Below are 20,638 nucleotides of genomic sequence, written 5' to 3' on the forward strand. Positions count from 1 at the left end.
TTCCAGCATAACCGCCAAACAAAAAAGATGGAAAGATTGTGCTTGTAGGAAGATGGGGGATGGTTTGTTTTTAACTCTCAGGGGGTTACGGGATTTCCATGAAGAACTTTGGTTTCACTTGCAGTGATAATAAAAAGACGACGATTTCTTTTTCCAAAGAAATCATCGCTTTTTTCTTGTTCTGTGCAGAATTTTATTTTATTGAAGCCCTACTGCATCGACAGCAGCAGTAGCATCTGCATTACTGAATCCTTCAAATACTAATTGGTCGATCAAACCGGCTCTTGAGAAAGCAGTGTATTCAAGATAATTCTCTGCCATTTTTACTGCCTGCGCACCCCAATCCGCAGTGATTTTATCTGCAGCGTAAGTAGCATCAGCATTATTAAAACCTTCAAATTCTAGTTGACCTATTAAACCCGTTCTTGAAAAAGCAGTGTACTCGAGATAATTCTCTGCCATTTTTACTGCCTGTTCCCTCCAATCTACATTGATTTTTTCTACAGCGTAAGTGGCATCTGCATTACTGAACTCTTCAAATACTAACTGTTCGATTAATCCGCTCTTAGAAAAAGCAGTGTAATTTAAATAATTCTCAGCCATTCCCACCGCTTGTTGCTGCGATACCGTCTCCGCATTGGCCTTCGCTTCTTCCTCTGCTTTGGCCTTCGCTTCTTCCTCTGCTTTGGCTTTTGCTTCTTCCTCTGCTTTAACTTTCGCTTCTTCCTCAGCTTTGGCTTTCGCTTCTTCCTCAGCTTTTGCCTTCGCTTCTTCCTCTGCTTTTGCCTTCGCTTCTTCCTCTGCTTTTGCCTTCGCTTCTTCCTCTGCTTTGGCTTTTGCTTCTTCCTCCGCTTTAGCTTTCGCTTCTTCCTCCGCTTTGGCTTTTGCTTCTTCCTCCGCTTTGGCTTTTGCTTCTTCCTCTGCTTTGGCCTTCGCTTCTTCCTCAGCTTTTGCCTTTGCTTCTTCCTCTGCCTTGGCTTTTGCTTCTTCCTCTGCTTTTACTTTCTCTTCTTCCGCAGCCTTTTTCTCCATTTCTGTCGCTTCGACTTCCTCCTGATCAACCAAAGGCTCCTCCGTATTACTAACTTCTTCCCCACAACCACTTAGAAAAATTGTTAGACCTGCCACCCATAGAATTTTTTTACTTTCCCACATGAGTACACCCTCCCTACAGCATATTAAGTTGCGGTACAGGTTCTCAGTTCCCCTCCCCCCATTCTGCTGGCATGCAATTTTATAGTGAGAATTCTTAATACAAACAAAAGGCAATTATAATTGACAGCTAAGGATCACTTTCTTTATTCAAACTTTATTGATTTAATTTTAACACAATTATCATATAATTATTAATATTAAGAAAATTTAATACTACTAATAATCATTATTTTAATTAAGGATGAGATCCCATTAGATTAAGTCACTCTATTAGAACTCCTATAAGTATGACTATACACCCCATTGACCTTTTAACTGGGTTAGGCCAGCCGAGAATTTATATTTAGTAATTCCTGAATTCCGCCTATGCGCCGTTCAGTTATAACTATTTAGAAACTGCAATAAAAAAATGTGATTCTATATTTCCACCCTTGCGGCTGCTTAGCTCCTTAATATAAAAATGCAGTTTCTTAATAAAAAATGAATTGTGGTTGACACAGGGCTATGCTTCTTCGGAAAATGAATTGAAAAAGGCAAGCGCTCGGAAAGAGCGCTTGCCTTTTTGGGCTTCTCACGTTTTATCGTCGATTTTCATAGGTTTATCAGCGATTTTTATGAGTTTATCAGCGATTTTTCACCGTTTATCAGCGATTCTCCTAAATCTGCTCGCCAATACCATCATTCACACTTCACCTATTTCTCCGCAAACACTTCCACCTTCTCAACCACAGGCTTCCTCGCCACTCCTGTCTCGACAGCTGCCCGGGCAACGGCTTCTGCTACGGCCGGCGCAACGCGCGGATCGAAGGGTGCTGGGATAACGTAATCATTATGAAGGTCATTTACTTCCAGCAAGCCGGCAATCGCCTTGACGGCGGCAATCTTCATGGCTTCATTGATATCGCTTGCCCGCACATCAAGCGCGCCGCGGAATATCCCCGGAAACGCAAGCACGTTATTGACCTGGTTCGGAAAATCGGAACGGCCGGTGCCGACAACGCGCGCGCCGGCTTCTTTCGCCAGATGCGGCAGAATCTCGGGATTCGGATTGGCCATGGCGAAAATGATTGCATCGGCATTCATGGAACGGATCATGTCCTGTGTCAGCGCCCCTTCAGCCGAGACGCCGATAAAGACATCGGCTCCCTGGATCACATCTGCCAGCTGGCCTTTTTCTTTATGGAAATTGGTCATCTCCGCAACCTGCACTTTGTACGAATTCATGCCATTCGGGCGCCCTTCATAGACCGCTCCTTTGGTATCGCACATGATGATATTCGGGAAACCGAAACCACTCAGCAGTTTCACCACCGCAATTCCGGCAGCCCCTGCTCCGTTAACGACCACTTTCGTTTCGTCCACAGCACGGCCTGTCAGTTTCAGCGCATTGATCAAACCTGCCAGCGTGACGATTGCCGTGCCGTGCTGGTCATCATGGAACACCGGAATGTCCATTTCCTGCCGCAGGCGTTCTTCGATAATAAAACACTCGGGCGCTTTTATGTCTTCCAGATTCACACCGCCAAATCCGGGTTCCATCAATTTGACAGTCCGAATGATCTCTTCCGGATCTTCCGTTTTCAAAGCGATCGGAAAGGCATCGACTCCCGCAAAACTCTTCAGCAGCGCCGCTTTCCCTTCCATGACCGGCATCGAAGCATCCGGCCCGATATTGCCAAGGCCAAGCACCGCCGTGCCATTCGTCAAAACAGCGACGGTATTGCCTTTCATCGTATAGTCATATGCGGCCGCTTTATCCCGCTTAATTTCCTTGCACGGTTCCGCGACTCCGGGAGAGTAAGCCAAACTCAAATCATACTCATTTCTCAAAGCGACTTTTGAAACAATCTCCAATTTCCCCTGATGTTCCCGGTGCATTTTCAGCGCTTCCTGTTTCAGATTTGTCATCGCTTCCACTCCCTATTCATAATTCTTCATTATATAGATATTAGGGAAGATTAGAAGAGTTTGGGCTCCAATTAAAGAATATTCAGACTTTTGACTGAGACAAAAAGAAATGCACTGCATAAAACATATTGCATTTTGACTAGCACTGAGGCCGATCAAGTCTCTCCCTGTTTATCTCTATGCGTTTCGGGAATACATAAAAAAACTGCTGTGAAAGGAAGATTCCTATGAGTAATCAACAATCATCTGAACAAGATAAGAATATTAAAAAAATGAATGAACTTCTTGAAGAAAAAAAGGAGCAAACTTCCCATAACCAGAACTCCAATCAACAGGAACAGAAAAACCAGTCGTTAAAAGATGGTGCGCATACTCCAGATGAAAATAATACGTTAACTGAAACCAAGAATAACCGTCTTCCCTGATGCTCGGTTTGAGCCTCTTGGGATGAGAAGCTCACATTTGAGTCAGGTGTTTTCCCCTATCGCAAAACGTGAAAATAGAAAAAACGACCAGCAAATTGTATTCTGATTTGCTGGTCGTTTCTATATGATAGAAAAAATATGACTCCTATAGAAACCGGCACTTTTTACGCGCAAGACATATTTTTCGGTCCGGAAAGAAGAAACGGCATGATTATTGACCGCAAAATCTTCCACGATGAGGTACTATTATTCAATTAAGAATGACGTAAATTGTAGTACCTTGTCCAAATCGTTCAGATTTTTTCTCTTGAAATGGATTTTCCTAAATTCCTATTGCTCGATCTGATCAATAATAACGCCAGGAATAGAAATTGATCCACCCATTGTAGATTCGTAAGTAATTAAACCGCTTGATAAGCCTCTAATTGTGATAGTGTCGTCTTCTAAAATGCGAGAGTCCAGCACTGCAGCATCAAACTCTGCAAATAGGATAAGATCATAATCATCATTTACAGCCAATCTTATTTGTGTCAGGCCATCGCCTTCCATTACTTGAATGACAGTTCCCCGGAACTTAACTTTTTCAAATAAATAGTCATCAGGGTTTCTTGCTAACTGATCATAAGTGATACCAGTATCATAACCGACTCTTTCCGCTTCCTCAGCTGCAGCTTTTTCTTCCGCTGCTTTTTTCGCCTCTGCTTCTTCTTTCGCTTTAGCTTCAGCATCAGCTTTCTCTTTGGCAGCAGCTTCTTCTGCAGCTTTCTTCGCTTTTTCTTCATCTTCTTTTTTCTTCAATTCGGCTTCTTTCGCTTTTCGTTCTTTTTCTTCCAAGAGGAAAAATGGTTCTGCTTCTTTTACCTTCGCTTCCAATTCTTTAATCTTTACAGCTGAATCATCATTAGCAGATTCAAGCGTTTTGATTTTCGAAGCCAATTCCTCATTTGCTGCTTCGAGGGTTTCTTGCTTCTTAAGATTTTCATCTGTAGAGGCGTCGACCTCAGACTGAGAAGGTCCAAAGCTTGCTCCAATTATCAATGCGATCAATGCCACTACTATGTATCTCCATCTGCGTTTTACAAAAGCTGTAATTTTCTCCATTTCAACAATTCCCCTTTTCAATATCTCTATTGAACCATCATAGTATACTTGCAGTTTAATTAATACAATTATTAAAATTAAATATGCCTTATTACATAATTAATTAAATGGTAAGATCCAACTTAAATAGTATGCAAAAGATGTCATCCAAACATACCGCGATGCTTTCCAAGAATTCTGCAACGCAGATATCCAGTATCTTCATTATGCGAATCCCGGAACAGCACTGTGTACTCGTACGGAAATATTCCATTATAGAAGCAGGTTCATTGCCCTGTTGAGATCTAAAAACTTCGTTTGTTATTTACCTGTTATAAAAAAAGTCTATCCGCCTTTATTCCATAATCGAATTTCCACTGATCTTAAAATCGAGCCCGTCGCGTATAAAGGTGAAGCTCGCGCTTTTGCCATTCCCGCCAACCACAAGATCGTATGCATGATATCTGCGTTTGAATTCCAGCACTTCCAATTCTTCGATTCCATCAGGACGCGAATTAACACCATATAACGAAATGACGTATGCCGACTCTTTCACCGCAATTTGTTCCGCTCTGGCACGCAATTCGTTTTCATCAAGGTCCATTTCTGCCAGCTCAAACAGCTGTTCCACTTTTTCCAATCCCTCCGCCTTCAAATATTGCTCCGAATAAAAATGCGAAGCAAACATTTGATAGGCAAAGAACAGTGACATCAACAGAATCGCAGCCGAGTGGACAGGAAATTCATAGCGGCTTTCCGAGATGATGCGATCCAGCTTAACCGTTGCCCAGATTGCCCCAATTAGGGCTGCCAAGAAAGTGAGCGCGCCAATGATTGAATTTAAAAATAAAAAGCCCACTAAATAACTGTATTTCATGAACAGATAAAATACCGTACCGGCTCCCATAAGAATAAATAACGTCCTAATCGAACTTCTCACCACAGCTCTCCCCCTTAAATATAAAACAAAACGCCCGGCATTTACCGGACGCTCTTACTTTATTGATATTGTTTGGAACTGCCTTGATAGAGTACCCTGTTTTATTTCTCCCCCATATCCTTCGCCTCTTCCGCATCCCGCACGTTCTTCTGCACAGTGACAACAGCGAACAAACTCAAGACAAATGAGATGCCATAAAAACCTTTCTCGCTCAAAATGATGCTGCCGGCGTTGAACAGGCCGATTGCCATGAGCGCGATGGACGAAATCAGCGCGAACCAACTGATGCCGTAGTAGAGGTTCGTGACTTTCATTCCTTCGTCACGGTCTCGGACGGCTTTTTGAAGCGACACGGCCGAGTAAAGGCCAAGAATCAGCAATACGATATAATAACCTTTTTCATTCAATTCCATTCCCGCGTTGTACAGCCCGATCAAATACGACGATACGCCGATCAGCAATGCACCCCAAGCCGCGCCAACGAATGCGCCTGTCGGTTCACCCAGTCTGCGCTTCTCCGCCGGTTTCTTTACAAACACATCTTCTTCTCTTTCCCCCAACATAAATCCAGCCCCTGTCTTTTGATAATGTGAATTAACGCTATTTAACAGAATTAAATATTAAGATTATTCTACCATATTCGTAGGGCTTCAGAATGACTTCTCAAAGGAAAATTTTTGAAAGATAAAAGGAACTTTTTTCATTTTTCCCCAAAACAAAACCACCAAACAGAAGGACTCCCGCCGGTGGCTCTCAACTTCCTCTATTCAGCCAGTGATTTAATGATCAAAACTCCTCATGCGTAGCCGGGTCCATATCAAACAACCTGCCATTGGGACGCGACAACCCTGCTATCACACTCATTTCAGCATCGCTCAAGCTGAAATTGAATATCTCCAGGTTCTCCCGCTGCCGCTGGGGAGATGTGGAACGCGGAATCGAAATCGAGCCGATTTGGTATTGCCAGCGCAAGACCACTTGGGCAATCGTCTTGTGGTGGTTCGCGGCGATTTGGCTGATTGTTTCATTCGTCATAATGGCCGCTGCTTTGGCAATCGGGCTCCACGACTGTGTTTGGATATTGAGTTCCTCATGCATGCTCCGCTGCGCTTCCTGATTAAAGAACGGATGCAGTTCGACCTGGTTCAGACTCGGCGTTACGCCGGTCTCCAGAATAATGCGCTCCAAGTGCTCAGGCAGGAAATTGCTGACACCGATCGACCGGACGAGGCCCCATTTCTTTGCATCAATCAACGCTTGCCACGCTTCCACGTATAAATCTTCATTCGGCAACGGCCAGTGGATCAAATACAGATCGAAGTAATCCAGATTTGAACGGTACAGCGATTCCTGAATTGCCACCATCGCTTTGTCGTACGTATGATAGCGGCCGGGCAGTTTCGATGTCACCCACAGATTTTCACGGGAAACGCCGCTGCGCCTGATGCCTTCCCCGACGGCTCCTTCGTTCTCGTAATTATACGCCGTGTCGATCAGCCGGTATCCGGCATTGATTCCGCTTGCGACCGCGTTCGCCCCCGCATTGCCCCACAGCCCGTATGTACCGAGTCCGGTAACCGGCAAGTTGGTGCCATCGTTCAACGTCACTTCTGGTATTGCTCTTTCCATCCGCTTCCACTCCTCACGTTTCTGCTTTAAGGTTACCCTTACCTGATTGAAAACTCAAACAATTCTGCCGACTGAAAATAAAAAGAGGCCAGCGCGGGAAGTTGCGCTGACCTTAATTTTGGATATGCCATTTTATCGTCGATTTTTTTGGATTTATCGTCGATTTTTGCGGGTTTATCGTCGATTTTTGCGGGTTTATCGTCGGTTTCTTGGAGTTTATCGTCGATTCTTCCATTTATCAGCGATTTTCGATGGTTTATCAGCGATTTTCTCCTGTTTATCAGCGATTTTTTTCCGTTTATCAGCGATTCTTCTATCTGCCTCACTCAACCCCCATGCTTCGGAAACAGAGCCTTCCCATTTTTAACAAATACCCATACAACGGCAACCAGAAAGATTCCGATTCCTGTTAAAAGAATGACTTGAATGGCCGTCGACATCGCGGGATCCAACTCTCCGCTCGCGTATGCACTATAGATCGCAAAGAAAGCCCAGGCGATGGGAATCGGAAAAGCGGCGTTTTTAAAACGTACAAGGTAAAGGAGGACAAACGCGACGGCAATCCCCAATACGATCATCGTCCAGATGGAATCAGAAATTCCAAACCCGTCCCATTCCAGTTGCACCAAAAACACAGAGATGTTGACGATCGAGGCAATGAACACCCACGACCCGTAGAGGGTGAAACTGAGCCCTGCAAGAGTGGAAGGAAAATCAAAGCGGTTTTTATAGATTCTTTCCACGATGAAGAGCAAGGAGAACAGCATGGCCAAAATCAGCAGCGTGGATACGCCCATCAGCTCATACGAAAAAGCGACGATCCAGCCCATATTGAACACGGAACTCGCGATGAATAAAGGCGAAATCAGCAGCACCAGCCTGCTGACATTCGGGTCCTTCCTTTTCACCAAAAAATAAATCAGCGTAATCAGCAGCAAACTGTAAATGACACCCCAAATCGAAAAAGCAAAAGATGCCGGAGTTATGAGCGTCGTGTATTTTTCTGAGATATCTGCCTGACTCTGCCCATTAAAAAACCCTGAAGATCCGAGGTAATTTACGCCGAGCGTTAAGAAATAGAAAACCAGATTAACTACCGTGAAGATTGTTGTTTTTTTCAGCGTCTTTTCATCCATCGTGAAATCATCCTTCCGTTCGCTATTTTTTATTCCATGAACCTCTCTCTGCAGAATCGATTCCCGCAAAATATTTCCTGGTACGTCCCTTGTTACTCTTCTCTTCCCGAAATGGCGTCCCGGTAAAACTGTTTCCTGGCAAAGCAAAAACCGCCGAACGGAATAAATTCTGTCGACGGTTTCAAATTTTTTATTTAATATTCACTTCTCCAAAGCAATCCAGATATGCGCCAGGTGATGCTCTTCGTGCCAGCACAGCTTCGCCAGGGTTGACGCGACGCTGGTTTCGCCGTCCATCTGATGGGTGAAGATGCGGGCCAATTGGGATTCCGTCAGATGCTGACTGAGCGCGACGATCCGTTCGTTCAGCCCATCCAGTATCCGAATCGAACTTTCCACCGGCAGTTCGTTGTCCGGCAGCGTCGCCCATTGTTCTTCGGCGAAAGAAAGAACCGTCGGATTGTCCTCCGTGAGAGCCAGTTTCAGGCGCTGGTACAGGGTCAATTGCGAATCCGCAATGTGATGTACCAGTTGCTGCACGGTCCAGCTGCCTTCTCTGTACTGGCCCGCCAATTGCGCATCACTCAAGCCATCGACTGCTTCCCGCAGCCGCGTCGTGTAAGTTCCGATTTTCCCGAGCCATTCCTGGGTGTGTTCAGCTGTCACGTACTCAGGAACCTGTAATTGTCCAATTGGAAATTTTATATCCATTCTTCTAACCTCTTTCCTTAACAGTATTTGTGGCGATCGCATTCACGCTCACTATCTTAACGGCACTTTTTTAGAGCTGACAAAGGAAACTGAATTCCACTGCCTGAGTGCACTCCAAAAGGGCACAATCCATCAACCCTTCCGGTACTTATCCTCAATCACTCGATAATTTTCATGATTGATCTTATCCCATTCCGTCTTTTTGTACATTCTGCTTTTCAGATTATCGTTAACCCAAACAGGATCATACTCCCTGAAATACTGACTGTCCGCCCACACTTTTGTCTCTTTATGCTCCGGATGCTTGGGATTCCGGTAAATTTTCAGGAACTCGTAAAACCCGGGTATGCCGCCGACATCTTCCGGCGGTGCTGTCTCTGCCCCGTCCAGCAGCGTCGGGAAGCCGAAATAGTAATCATCGACGATTGCTTCCAGTTGGATGCGGAACTGCCAGCCGTCTCCGAAATCATAGCGATAGATGAGCTCGCCATGCTTCTCCAGATATTCATCAATCTTGATGCCTGAAGGCTTCCGCACAACCGCCGCCATTCGCTCCTGATAAGCCTCTTCAAACCGCTTATATTCCGGCTCCATATTCTTCAGCCGCTCCGCGAACTCTTTTTTATTCTTCTTATAGTACTGATGTTCATGGTAGGCTTCCTCGTCGTTCGTTACCCGAATGCCGTCTTCCGCCAAATCAAATTCGAACAGATGATAGCCATCCATAGGATAGCCGCTCTGAAAATTGCTCGTCTGCTGCACAATGTCATGGAGCATGTTGAAAGTGGCGCCTGCCGGCATGATCACCTTGCGCCAAATCAGCGGATTGGAGTGCTCAAGTTCGATTCGGATGATGTATGATTTCATAATTCGCCCTGCTCTCTCAGAAAAGTTTTTTAAAGCATGTTTCAAAATATTTCATTTCCCAATAGGATTTAGTCGTACGTTTTGCCAGTGTTTCTAATCTCCGCTTATTAAATAACAAAACCACGATCCAAACAGGCATGGCTATAAAAATGTTGAGAGCACTGATATATATAGCGGTATTATTAAAGACCCTAACGACATCTTCTATGCTCTTCCCGGTATTGGCGACAATACTAAGCACAATTAAACCAAAGAGAATCGATACCATAATTAGATGATAAGTAATCCATATCTTTTTATTTTTCACCTCTTATGCGTTTCGTGACATTTCGTAAAAAATTTTATACATCATAAAGTTGTTTAAAAAACTCATATGAAGATTGCCAAATTGAATATTCAGCGTTTTTCTTGATTCGGCTTTCCCTGTTTTTATTTCCTCAATTTGCTCTTCTAACCACAGTAGACTTTCGATACTATCGACTAAATTTTGCCGGCTTTCTTTTGCATAATCCTCGGCAGCTGACAGTTCCAGTAAAGTAATTCTGGCGCCTCTCACTTCTAATAAAATGTAATCTAAATCATCCAAACTGAAATTTACAGGTTCTTTGCTGAGCAGCCAGTCCTGTTCAAACAACGGAAGGACATACTGTGTCCGCTCAGTTGTTAGATCTATTGGGTCAGCTTCTTCCATTTCCGCTAAATCCTCTTCAAAAGAACTTTTGAATTTATTTAAATCTTCCTCATATCCATCGACAACCAAAGGGTCAGGTGTATACGAATAGCTTTTCGTAATACTGAAAACTGAATAGGGATAAAACCAGGCCATTAATAGAATGAATACAACAGCTGACCCTGCTAAACTTAAAATGATTTTTTTCGTTTTCTTCGTCACATTAATACCTCCAACCTCTTAAATAGACGCTCCTTTTAGTGTAAGAACAATTCCCCATTTACTCTATACATATTTTAACATAAATAAGCTGAACCCTTTTTATTGAATAAATGGTAATATGTTTCCAAGTTAGTTTTGAATTGTTTCTTTCCTTATGAGACAATTTAGGATATCCATCCAAATCGTTTTTTCAAAGGAGCGAGTTCAATAGATAAACGAAGGAAAGCTACCCCTAAATCTTTAACTCTGATAAGTGTAATTTTCGGGTTATTCATTATTTTCCAAAGTATCCAGGTTATTTATACCCCTTATACTTTTGTGAGCGTTGTAAACTTAATAAGTGTTATCGCTCTATCTGCAGCTACAGGATCTTTTATCAGAGAAATATTTGTTTTTAAAAAATAAACTCAATGGAACAATGAGATTTATGATTTCCGAATTCGAAGTTGTAATGGCGTTTTATCGTCGATTTTTTCATGTTTATCGTCGATTTTCACCCGTTTATCGTCGATTTTTTCATGTTTATCGTCGATTTTTACCCGTTTATCGTCGATTCCATAATATTTACTCTCAAAAGCCACGCAGGCCTTTCCTAAATAAAACCGCCACACGGAAAATTTTCCGTCGACGGTTCTGCAAATTTATTATTGAATTCCTTTTAAATGGAATATTCCCAACCAATCTTCGACAATTCATCCAGCAGCGCCCTGCGTTTCGTATCATAGAATCCCGAAAACCGCTCATAGAAATTTTCACGCCAATAAAAAAAAGAAACCCGCCACCGAGTCTCTTCCATTATGTATAAACCTTTACCATGCTTATGAAATATTCAAGTGCTGCTTTATTATGTATAAATGATGTTCATGGAGAAGATGCTTTTCTAAATCACTGAAATCAACCCAGCACACTTTTTCTTGTTCCACTGGCTCTGCAATCTTTTCCAACAGTTCACATGCATACAATATTCCGATATTGTGTTGAGAGTCATGGGGGTATTTTGCTGAAACCCAATGCCTTTCAGCTTTACCTATAGGCTGAATGATTTGGACTTCATGACCTGTTTCCTCAACACTTTCCCTTAATAACGCACTTTCTGGAGATTCATCTTCTTCAACCCCACCACCAACTAAAAATAAAATCCCGTCCGAATCTTCTACACATAAAAATTGTTGTTTGTCATTTTGAATGACAGCATACGCTCCGGTTCTTTTCCAATAATTCAAAGTATAATTGCGTTCTCCAAAAGTCCTCATTGCCCGCCTCCTGCTTGTGATTTCAAGTAGCTATTATAACAAAAAAATCGTTCTCAAAGCGCAGCAATGAAAAAGCCACACCCGCAACGTTTATGCAGCGGGCATGGCAGTCGTTCAGAAGTGTTTCTTTTCAAATAACGCGAAATATTTTAATACGGGTTTAAATAATACCTCTGGACATTCGGCCACAACTTGGCGATCAGAAGGAGCAGACCATAGGCCATATAGAACAAGTGAAGGCCGATGACCACTTGCAGCAAATAAACCTGAACCGTGATCCAGATGATCAGCGCAAACCCGATGTAGAGGGAAAATCCCAAGATCCAGTGTTTGTCTTTGAAAACATTCAGTGCCTCTCCAAACTTGGAATGCCTTTTGCTGAATAAATAATAAGCGATGACCAACGGGAAAACGCCAAGCACAGTGAAAAGGAGGATTCCGGGAATCAGAAAATTACTGAAAACGTCGTTCTCCAAGTAAGAAACGGGGAGGTCCATGTAATTGTCTTCTCCTGTGGGCGACAAGATAAATGCTATGCCTCCATAAATTGCTCCAACCGCTAAAAATACATGAAGAAAAATCAGGACCTTTACAGAAGCCGGCCGCTTTTTGCTGATTTTCTGCATTATCTCCACCTCTTTTAATTCAATGCATTTCTTCAATCACTGCTTCCCTGAAAACGGCAAAATCAAAATGCACGAAGAACTCTTCCCCTTTTCCCGCTATAAAGGATTCTCCGTGCAACTCCTGTTGAATCAATGAAATTGTTGCCGTCTATCTATTCGTTATATTATAGTAGAAACGCATTTTTCCTGACACGCTTCTCCCTTACCCATCATTTATTCAACCACCAAATCGAAGCGTTCAAGCCCATCGCGAACATTACCCACGCGATGTACGGGACCATGAGGTTGCCGGCAGTTTGATCGTATTGATAAAATACGTACGCCGACCACGTGATTGTGGCGAGCATCAACACCATTTCCGCAAGTGCGGTGCCGCGCAGTCCCCATTTGAAGAACAGGAAGGACCACAGGAAGTTCAGGCCCAATTGCAGATTGTAAGGGAGCAGCACTTTCGCCGTTTCGTTTTTCAGTGCAGCTTTTTCCGCCGCGCGGTATTTCGCCAGCTCCATGGACGTGTACAAAGCGGTCCATGCCAAAGGAAAGATCCAGGGCGGCGGGGAAAAGGAAGGCCTTTTCAATTCGGCGTACTCTTCTTTGGTGTTGCGGTTTGCGAACGCGCCGGATAAGGAGCCGCCGACCAGCGGCACCGCTACGCTCAGCGCCAGTTTGCCCGGGTTGATCTTGCCATTCACTTTCAGAAACTCCATGCGTTTTCCTCCTCTGATTTGAATTGTCTCGTCCAGGAACGCGGCTTATGCCGCTCATGCCCCCATATTAAATCCCTTGAAACTCCGCCTCCCATTTTCCATATAATAGCATAAATCCCGCTTTTCTATCAAATTTATCTGAATAGTTTGTGCGATTTGTTCTAACAGAAATTCATATGCGCATTACTGTTAAAGATTAAAACGCCATCGCCCGGAACCTCCTGGTAACGGGGCGTTAATACGGTGCCAAATTTCTATGAGCGGTTTTCGGGTTTCAATGAGCGGTTTTTTATGTTCTATGATCACTCAGCCATTTTTCACCCTGAAATCATCAGTCCCCACTGCTTTCCAGGGAGCAGCGACAGATAGAGCCATGTCTCCGAAGGCAAATGGATGAGCTCCATCGTCTGAAAGAAACAGCACATTTTGTTTTGCAATAAAATAACCCAGTTCATATTGAACTGGGTCGTCATTGATATATTTTTTCGGGATACTGACGGAACGTACTCCGATCACTCAGTAACACTTTGCGGTTTTCCCTCTAATTCAACAACTCTTTTTTCAAGTTCTTTAAAATTTCTGATGCTGTTTAACGCTGTCGTAAAACCGACAAGTCCGAAAGAAAATCCTGCCATTCCAAAAATGAACCCCACAAGCGCGAAAATCTCCATGTAATCCCCCTATTTAATACTTCAAGACAATTTCTCTTAAATCATTTATTCGTCAACTATTCCGCCACGTGAGTTTGAGTATAGTTCCTGAGAAACTCTTCATCCAGTTTATCACAGCTATATACAGAAAATACTTTTAATTTTTTATTGGTGCAACCATTAAGAATGCCTACCCTTCACGGATTCTCAGGTTCTTCATGTGCCTTTTACGCCTGAAGCGTCTCATCCAATTTCCTGATCTCAGATCGGGACATCAAATAGACATCGCCAAAAATGTCGATTTGGTCTCCCTTTACACGCAGCGCGCAATCCTTGTTCGACGCGTAAATATCCATTTCCTCCGATAAGAGAGCCAGTTCGTCCTGAACCCGCGCCATGTTATTCTCCAGGTCAAAGTGGGACAGGACCGAAAAATTATGAAGGCCAATGCCCTCGCAGACAGTACTTTCCTCAACATCGTATCCAAAGTTTCTGGAGGCCAGCCATTTCGCCGACATATTAATCGCACCAGCGCTGGCTCCCATCACAACGGCCGGGCTCCTTTTAATCCCTTCACCCAGTTCGTATTCCTTCAAAAAGGCATTCTGTTCCAGCGTATCTCCACCCAGCAGGAATATGACGGAAGCATTGTGAAGCAACCTATGGGCACCCTCCTTCTGCATCCTGTAATCGATCACATGAACTTCTTTAAATGTAATGCCAGCTTCATGGAGCCACGAAAGTTCCGCAGCCCCCTCCTCTTCTTCACCCCTTGGATTCGCACTGATCATCACAAGCGATGCTCTATCCGTTATATCTTCCTGTATGGCCCTTCCCAATTGTTCCGGGAAGAAATTGCTGAACCAGCCTAAATAATAATAAGTTTTCATATGTACCTCCGCATCAGACTATAAATAACGTTCCACTGTAAAAAAGATTCTACATAGAGGGAGAATATTCCTTTTAACGCCGGAAATCCACTAAACTCCAACGGAGCTTGAGCTTCCCCTCGTGACGGGTGCCTCTGCATTTGCCGCTCTTGCATAAATAATGGCTCAGTGGCACAATTATAGAATGAATGGCAACGAAAGGAGCAGAATCGATGGCTCGGCGTTCACGTCCCATACCAAAAAATCAGCTGCTCTACACGCAGCAGCATCTTGCAAACGAACGCACGTATCTTGCGTGGATCCGGACGGGCATTTCCATTGTCGGTGTCGGCTTCCTGGCGACCAGCCTCCACTTCACCATGGGGATCATCCGCAACCAGTTTGTCGATATCTTCACCATCACCCTGGGGATTTTCTCTTGTATTTTCGGGCTGACCATCATCTTTTCCGCCACCCAGAACTACAAGAAAAAAAGGCAACAGATCATCAATGAAACCTTTTATCCGTCAAACTTGCACATATCCTTAATTTCTTCCATGCTCGCCATCATGATCATCATGGTAATCATCTACTTTTTCATGATCATGTAGCGGCAGAGACCGCTCGTCTTTTTCAATAGCAACGCAAAAAAAATCAGCTCCCGGCCGGGAGCTGATTTTCTTCTTTACCATTGATGCGGATGAAGGGACTCGAACCCCCACGGTGTTGCCACCACTAGACCCTGAATCTAGCGCGTCTGCCAATTCCGCCACATCCGCAAGGTCGTTATGCTGAAGACTGTGAACAATAAATATTTTGCCTTTGATGAGACAAAAAGTCAACTGGAATGTTTTTGAATGAATCGACCGATTTTCTAATTTTAAATTTTCGTAGAGCCCGGGGAGCGATGGGTGATATACTCGAGAGTGGAAATACGACATAAAGGAGAAGTTGATCCAAAGATGATGCGATCCTTCCAATTCAACGGCAGCAGAATCCTGAAAACAGGACTGGCCATATTTATAACCGCCACGATCTGTGTATGGCTGAACTGGCCGCCGGTATTCGCGGTCATCACGGCTATTGTGACGATTGAGCCCACGGTCAGCGACTCGATCAAAAAGGGACTTGTCCGGTTCCCGGCTTCTGCCATCGGTTCTGCATTTGCTGTGTTCTTTATCACGCTATTCGAGAATGCCCCGATCACCTATACACTCGCTGCCGTCGCCACGATTCTGGTCTGTTACCGGCTTAATCTGCATGCCGGTCTGCTCGTGGCCACTTTGACAGCCGTCGCGATGGTCGAAGTCATCCACGATCATTTCCTGATCGCGTTCTTCATACGGCTGGGGACGACGACGATCGGCCTGCTCGTGTCCATCGCTGTCAACATGCTCGTTTTCCCGCCCAACTATCAGAGAGACATTCTGAAAAGCATCCAAAGCATCAGTGAACGTGCCGGAACGATGCTGGAACACACATTCCACACGATCCTGTTTGACGGCGATGCGAACCTTCAGGAAGACCGGGATCTTGTGAAGCGGTTGACGACGGAAGTCAGGAAGACAGAGAAATTGATCCATTTCCAACGGGATGAATTCAGTTTGTACCCCTGGGTCCGCGACCGGGAAACCGGGCTTCGCATGGCGGAACGGCAATTGCAGTTCTTACATAACCTCGAGTTCCATCTGGATGCGCTGCTCCGCATCCCGTTCCAGAGCATCAAGTGGTCACCGGCCGAGCGCAATATCATCATGCAGGCCGTCACGGAACTGGCCCACGACCTGCAGAATTCCGTTGAATACGACCATGAAACCCATCAGCACCAGTTAAAGATCATCACCGACTTCTTCTGGGAAGACAGCAAAGTCGTATCGACCAGCGACGCCCTGCACCCTACCCTGTTCCCGCCGGAGTTCAGGATTCTGTACGAGCTCATCACCATTTATGATTTGGTCGATAAGTTTTTCGATCCGAATAGTGTGAAGGCGGCGCGGGAGGCAGAGATGTGAAAACATTAAGAAAACGGCCGTGGCGGAAACAGTATTGTTTCCGCCACGGCCGTTTAATAGTTCCCGATCGGCTAAAACAATCTGGAGCGGAATGAGCAAATTATTGAGTAAAGATGGGAGGGAATTTATTTTTTCCCAAAATAAAATATGCCGATTCCAATCCATACCAGCATAAGAGCTGAACAAAAGATCAAGACAGGTACGATCCCGAATTGCGAGATGAGGGGCAGTGAAGCTGCAGTGAATAATCCCCCTCCCACAACGGGTTCAAACATCAACTGTTTGTAACCGAATGCTTCCAATGCTTTGGATTTGTCTTTCGAATCCGCAATCCGGATGAGCATCAACCCTGCGGCAGTCATTCCCATGGACTGTCCGTAATCCCCAATTCCGCGCTCGAACCAGTAGTCGGGAATCATGCGGGGTGCCAGAAAGACAAATGCTACGGTATTCCAGGCAATTCCTGTTGCAGCCAACAGTAAAAATGGAGTCAGATTGTTACCGATTACCGTTAAAGATAAAGTGGCCAATGCACTGACAATCAGGAAATCCAAAGCAAATCCTTGAATGCGCAACACCATTCCCCGGTTGACGAGTTTGTACTTATCATACTTATCCAAAAGGAGTTGGAGCAGGACACCGCCGATCATCGCTAAGGGAAACAAAGGTAAATAGGCCATAATCTCGGTTTCTGTCCATGCTCCCCAAGTGACCGATTCTAAATAGATAAGCCCTTCCAGCAGAACCTTGCCGATCAGAATGGCTACTCCCACTACTGCGACATGCAAGGCCAGAGGTTCAATCGACTCAGGTTCTGTCGTCATTTCACCTGCAGCCGGACGCTCTTCGGGTTCTGTAATGCCTCGAAGTTTATTTTCCGGAAGGTCATTCGGGTTATCCAAGACCTTCGCTTTGTCCTTTTTCACGCCCCAATTGATTAAGATGATTCCAAATACAACTCCTGAAACCACCCCTACAGTAGCTAATCCGATGGCCAGGTCAGCGCCTTCGCTGAACCCCAACTCCTGAAAAGTGCCCGCCAAACCCGCACTTGTTCCGTGTCCGCCTTCAAATCCAATTTCGATTAATGCTCCGGCCATCGGATTCATGCCGAAAAAAGGAGCTAATACCAGGAGCGCCAAAAGAAGGCCAAAGACATATTGTCCCCAAGCTGCTGTTTGGCCAAAGGAAACCTGGGGACCGGCCAACAGCCAAATCTCTTTTATGTTGGGAATCTTTTTTCCTAAAAACAGACTCGCAAAAATAACACTGATCAGCAAACCCGGAAAAGCAGACCAGGATTCGAGCACCCTCTCGGGAAAAAGTCCATTTGAAACAGGAGTCGATCCGTTGGTGAAGAGACTCACTACGGCCCCTAATACTTCAGGGCCCAGAAATAAGCCGATAAACCCGGCGATAATTGAACTTGGCAGGAAATATTTTTGAAAAACAGAAAAACTTACACGAATCCATTTCCCTATCAACAGTAAAATACCGATCAGTAATATGCTGAACCCTACCATCTCTGGCGACATCACATAACCCTCCTAAACAAGCAACCTTTGACCTGTATATCGTATTTTAAATTTATAAACCTCTTCCCTATGTTTTAGGAGGAAAAACATTAAATTACCAGCTATTGTGAAGTATAAATTATAGTGTATTACCCACCATGAATTGTGTATTATCGGAAACCACAAACAGCACAGCTTTTTCTTCATCCACATGAAAACACCTGAAGAATCCGTCCCCTTATTGAATCCAACTGGTTCTTCATATATTTTTTTGTATAATCGGAATAAGGGTTGTCACAGGGTGGCGGCTCCTTATGGTTTCTCTCATGTTTCGAAGGGTATTAGCATAGAGAAGAGGAGAGTTACTTCTCTTCACGGCAAACGGAATGAGCCGCTAGACATCAGTACAATATATGAAGGAAGTGAACCACCCATGACTTATCTCTTATTATTAGTAGGATTCGCTCTTTTGATCAAAGGAGCTGATTATTTTGTTGAAGGTGCTTCAAAAATAGCGCAAAGCTTGAGGGTTTCCCCCTTATTGATCGGCTTGACGATTGTCGCTTTCGGTACAAGTGCACCGGAAGCGTCGGTCAGTTTTATCGCCGCTTTCGAAGGAAACAGCGCTGTAGCTGTCGGAAATGTAGTCGGCAGTAACATCTTTAATATCACGTTCATCTTAGGGGTGACCGCCCTGGTTTTCCCGTTGCTGGTTCAGAGCGAAACCATACGGAAAGAAATTCCCTTCGCCTTGCTGGGCTCCGTTGCATTGCTGCTGCTGATCAGCGATATCCAACTCGGATCCGGAGACAGCAACCTCATCACAAGAACGGAAGGCATTATGCTGCTCCTGTTCTTTGCGATTTTCCTTTACTATATCTTTGAAGTCGCAAGGAAAGATCGGCTGAACATCGAAGCGACTCCCCCTGATATCGAGAACGTCTCCAAGATGAAAAATTCGCTCCTGACAATCGGAGGACTTGCTGCCATCGTATTCGGTGGTAACCTCGTTGTAGAAAACAGCATTCAGATCGCCCTTTCCCTTGGAATGAGTGAGACCTTGGTCGGTTTGACAATAGTTGCTGTGGGAACTTCACTTCCCGAGCTCGTCACCTCCATAACCGCGGCTTTGAAGAAACAGGTCGAGATTGCTTTAGGAAATATTATCGTACGTTGTTTATATTATTTTAAGGAACTAACGAATAGAAATAAAGTTGATATGAAAACAGAAAATGCCCGCATTCCTTGTCACATAACAGGAAATGCGGGCATTTTAGTTTCCGTCCCATTACTATCGTTCAGAATTGTTTCTTTCGCTGAGAGAAAATTTGTAGAACGCAGTTAATATCGCTGTTCCGAATAAACAGACTCAGGAAGCAACGATTTGGGAACTGCTACTCTCACGGTGACAAGCTCATTGACAATCTGACTGAATTTCAGATCACATACTGCACTCAATACACGGTAGCTGTCCTCAAACGAAAAATCCAGCCAGCTTGCCAACTGGTTTGTTGTCTGAAGCAGGGCCGTATGAATGGCCTGTTCGTAAGTATCGGCGGAAGCGATGAAGTAGAAGAACTTCTCATCTTCAACCACCGGATTCTCTATAATGAAAGGAACTTTCGTAAACCGCACCTTGATGACACCGCTTGTTTCAATGCCGGTTCCGCTCAATTCCCCGTCGCCCATGGCCGCATGCAAATCGCCAAAGGCAGCTAATGCCCCTTCGGTAAAAACAGGCAAGTATAATTTATTGCCGGCTTTAATGTCTTTTGTGTCCAGGTTGCCGCCGTGGGTCCCTGGGAGCGCCGTTGAAACTTCTCCTTCTTCCGGAGCAACACCGGCTACCCCGATCATCGGCTGCAGGGGAATCTTGATTGTTTCATTGAACTCCACATGGTCTTCGTAAATCGGCAGAATTTTTGTCGAAGAGTTGGAAACGGAATTCCCTAATGGCCCCAGACCCGGTGCAGCCATCATGATTCCGTAATCGCCCGTTTTAATGTCCAGTACTTCCACGCACAAGGTATCTCCCTTTTGCATGCCGTTGATGTAGATGGGGCCAGTCGCAGGATTCAACCGGCTCCTGTCAAAATCTTCGCGGTGAGTTTCCTCGGTTTTCACTTGGCCGTCATAACAGTCATTTGTTTCGATCTCCACGACTTCACCCAATTCCGCAAAATAAGCGGGCTGGTTCTGACTCGAAAAATAAGTGATTGTTCGGTTGCTTGGAAAATGCTTCATCAGTTATCATCCTTTTTAAC

The 20,638-nt window shown here is 44.6% G+C and carries 24 protein-coding genes and 1 tRNA gene; 4 read left to right on the forward strand and 21 right to left on the reverse strand.

Going from position 1 to position 20,638, the window contains the following annotated elements; translation table 11 throughout:
• Positions 1 to 198: 198 nt before the first annotated feature.
• Positions 199 to 1,269, reverse strand: a complete 1,071-nt coding sequence (locus DIJ65_RS06250; RefSeq protein WP_260678690.1) for an Ltp family lipoprotein — start codon at positions 1,267 to 1,269, stop codon at positions 199 to 201.
• 579 nt (positions 1,270 to 1,848) lie between these two features.
• Complete coding sequence (locus DIJ65_RS06255) at positions 1,849 to 3,063, reverse strand: NADP-dependent malic enzyme (RefSeq protein WP_117299944.1); 1,215 nt, start codon at positions 3,061 to 3,063, stop codon at positions 1,849 to 1,851.
• 227 nt (positions 3,064 to 3,290) lie between these two features.
• On the opposite strand from DIJ65_RS06255, the gene DIJ65_RS06260 reads away from it, so the two are divergent.
• Positions 3,291 to 3,488 (forward strand): hypothetical protein, encoded by a 198-nt coding sequence (locus DIJ65_RS06260; RefSeq protein WP_117299942.1) that lies wholly within the window; start codon positions 3,291 to 3,293, stop codon positions 3,486 to 3,488.
• Between the two features lie 330 nt (positions 3,489 to 3,818).
• On the opposite strand, the gene DIJ65_RS06265 is transcribed toward DIJ65_RS06260, so the two are convergent.
• From DIJ65_RS06265 to DIJ65_RS06335, 16 genes are all read right to left on the reverse strand, one after another.
• Positions 3,819 to 4,589 (reverse strand): toxin regulator, encoded by a 771-nt coding sequence (locus tag DIJ65_RS06265; RefSeq protein ID WP_117299940.1) that lies wholly within the window; start codon positions 4,587 to 4,589, stop codon positions 3,819 to 3,821.
• A gap of 334 nt (positions 4,590 to 4,923) precedes the next feature.
• Positions 4,924 to 5,508 (reverse strand): hypothetical protein, encoded by a 585-nt coding sequence (locus tag DIJ65_RS06270; RefSeq protein WP_142836471.1) that lies wholly within the window; start codon positions 5,506 to 5,508, stop codon positions 4,924 to 4,926.
• Positions 5,509 to 5,609: 101 nt separating this feature from the next.
• A complete protein-coding gene (yiaA, locus tag DIJ65_RS06275; RefSeq protein ID WP_117299937.1) occupies positions 5,610 to 6,071 on the reverse strand; it encodes an inner membrane protein YiaA in 462 nt (153 codons plus the stop codon).
• Positions 6,072 to 6,294: 223 nt separating this feature from the next.
• Complete coding sequence (locus DIJ65_RS06280; RefSeq protein WP_117299935.1) at positions 6,295 to 7,137, reverse strand: aldo/keto reductase; 843 nt, start codon at positions 7,135 to 7,137, stop codon at positions 6,295 to 6,297.
• Positions 7,138 to 7,175: 38 nt separating this feature from the next.
• Positions 7,176 to 7,463 (reverse strand): hypothetical protein, encoded by a 288-nt coding sequence (locus DIJ65_RS06285; RefSeq protein WP_117299933.1) that lies wholly within the window; start codon positions 7,461 to 7,463, stop codon positions 7,176 to 7,178.
• Positions 7,464 to 8,273 (reverse strand): tryptophan-rich sensory protein, encoded by an 810-nt coding sequence (locus DIJ65_RS06290; RefSeq protein WP_117299932.1) that lies wholly within the window; start codon positions 8,271 to 8,273, stop codon positions 7,464 to 7,466.
• 201 nt (positions 8,274 to 8,474) lie between these two features.
• Positions 8,475 to 8,984 (reverse strand): YfiT family bacillithiol transferase, encoded by a 510-nt coding sequence (locus tag DIJ65_RS06295; RefSeq protein WP_117299930.1) that lies wholly within the window; start codon positions 8,982 to 8,984, stop codon positions 8,475 to 8,477.
• Positions 8,985 to 9,116: 132 nt separating this feature from the next.
• Positions 9,117 to 9,851: a plasmid pRiA4b ORF-3 family protein gene (locus DIJ65_RS06300; RefSeq protein WP_117299929.1), complete on the reverse strand. Its 735-nt coding sequence runs from the start codon at positions 9,849 to 9,851 to the stop codon at positions 9,117 to 9,119.
• A gap of 310 nt (positions 9,852 to 10,161) precedes the next feature.
• Positions 10,162 to 10,743 (reverse strand): hypothetical protein, encoded by a 582-nt coding sequence (locus DIJ65_RS06305; RefSeq protein WP_117299925.1) that lies wholly within the window; start codon positions 10,741 to 10,743, stop codon positions 10,162 to 10,164.
• Positions 10,744 to 11,168: 425 nt separating this feature from the next.
• A complete protein-coding gene (locus DIJ65_RS16270) occupies positions 11,169 to 11,324 on the reverse strand; it encodes a hypothetical protein (protein WP_154718713.1) in 156 nt (51 codons plus the stop codon).
• Positions 11,325 to 11,561: 237 nt separating this feature from the next.
• Complete coding sequence (locus tag DIJ65_RS06315) at positions 11,562 to 11,996, reverse strand: NUDIX domain-containing protein (protein ID WP_117299922.1); 435 nt, start codon at positions 11,994 to 11,996, stop codon at positions 11,562 to 11,564.
• Positions 11,997 to 12,145: 149 nt separating this feature from the next.
• Positions 12,146 to 12,622, reverse strand: coding sequence for a hypothetical protein (locus tag DIJ65_RS06320; protein WP_117299920.1), 477 nt, complete (start codon positions 12,620 to 12,622; stop codon positions 12,146 to 12,148).
• 209 nt (positions 12,623 to 12,831) lie between these two features.
• Positions 12,832 to 13,329 carry a TspO/MBR family protein gene (locus DIJ65_RS06325; RefSeq protein WP_117299918.1) on the reverse strand — a complete coding sequence of 166 codons (498 nt, stop codon included), beginning with the start codon at positions 13,327 to 13,329 and terminating at the stop codon, positions 12,832 to 12,834.
• Positions 13,330 to 13,635: 306 nt separating this feature from the next.
• The gene (locus tag DIJ65_RS06330) at positions 13,636 to 13,845 is read right to left on the reverse strand and encodes a hypothetical protein (protein WP_117299916.1); all 210 of its coding nucleotides are present in this window, start codon (positions 13,843 to 13,845) and stop codon (positions 13,636 to 13,638) included.
• A complete protein-coding gene (locus DIJ65_RS16275; RefSeq protein ID WP_185959500.1) occupies positions 13,842 to 14,000 on the reverse strand; it encodes a hypothetical protein in 159 nt (52 codons plus the stop codon). Before DIJ65_RS16275 ends, DIJ65_RS06330 begins: the two co-directional genes overlap by 4 nt.
• Positions 14,001 to 14,206: 206 nt before the next feature.
• Complete coding sequence (locus DIJ65_RS06335) at positions 14,207 to 14,869, reverse strand: Type 1 glutamine amidotransferase-like domain-containing protein (RefSeq protein ID WP_117299915.1); 663 nt, start codon at positions 14,867 to 14,869, stop codon at positions 14,207 to 14,209.
• Positions 14,870 to 15,081: 212 nt separating this feature from the next.
• Here DIJ65_RS06335 and DIJ65_RS06340 point away from each other — a divergent pair, with 212 nt between their 5' ends.
• Positions 15,082 to 15,459, forward strand: coding sequence for a YidH family protein (locus DIJ65_RS06340; RefSeq protein WP_117299913.1), 378 nt, complete (start codon positions 15,082 to 15,084; stop codon positions 15,457 to 15,459).
• An 84-nt stretch (positions 15,460 to 15,543) separates the two neighbouring features.
• Here the strand turns inward: DIJ65_RS06340 and DIJ65_RS06345 are convergent.
• Positions 15,544 to 15,627: transfer RNA gene (locus DIJ65_RS06345), tRNA-Leu, on the reverse strand.
• A 186-nt stretch (positions 15,628 to 15,813) separates the two neighbouring features.
• Between DIJ65_RS06345 and DIJ65_RS06350 the strand changes: the two genes are divergently transcribed.
• The gene (locus tag DIJ65_RS06350) at positions 15,814 to 16,860 is read left to right on the forward strand and encodes an FUSC family protein (RefSeq protein WP_117300075.1); all 1,047 of its coding nucleotides are present in this window, start codon (positions 15,814 to 15,816) and stop codon (positions 16,858 to 16,860) included.
• Positions 16,861 to 16,985: 125 nt separating this feature from the next.
• Here DIJ65_RS06350 and DIJ65_RS06355 read toward each other — a convergent pair whose 3' ends face one another.
• On the reverse strand, positions 16,986 to 18,395 hold the full coding sequence (locus DIJ65_RS06355; RefSeq protein ID WP_117299911.1) for a sodium/glutamate symporter: 1,410 nt from the start codon (positions 18,393 to 18,395) through the stop codon (positions 16,986 to 16,988).
• 412 nt (positions 18,396 to 18,807) lie between these two features.
• Between DIJ65_RS06355 and DIJ65_RS06360 the strand changes: the two genes are divergently transcribed.
• On the forward strand, positions 18,808 to 19,719 hold the full coding sequence (locus DIJ65_RS06360; RefSeq protein ID WP_117299910.1) for a calcium/sodium antiporter: 912 nt from the start codon (positions 18,808 to 18,810) through the stop codon (positions 19,717 to 19,719).
• Here DIJ65_RS06360 and DIJ65_RS06365 read toward each other — a convergent pair.
• Complete coding sequence (locus DIJ65_RS06365; RefSeq protein ID WP_117299908.1) at positions 19,716 to 20,618, reverse strand: acetamidase/formamidase family protein; 903 nt, start codon at positions 20,616 to 20,618, stop codon at positions 19,716 to 19,718. The genes DIJ65_RS06360 and DIJ65_RS06365 overlap by 4 nt on opposite strands.
• Positions 20,619 to 20,638: the final 20 nt, after the last annotated feature.

It is taken from the genome of Planococcus salinarum (assembly GCF_007004625.1).
Lineage (GTDB): Bacteria > Bacillota > Bacilli > Bacillales_A > Planococcaceae > Planococcus > Planococcus salinarum.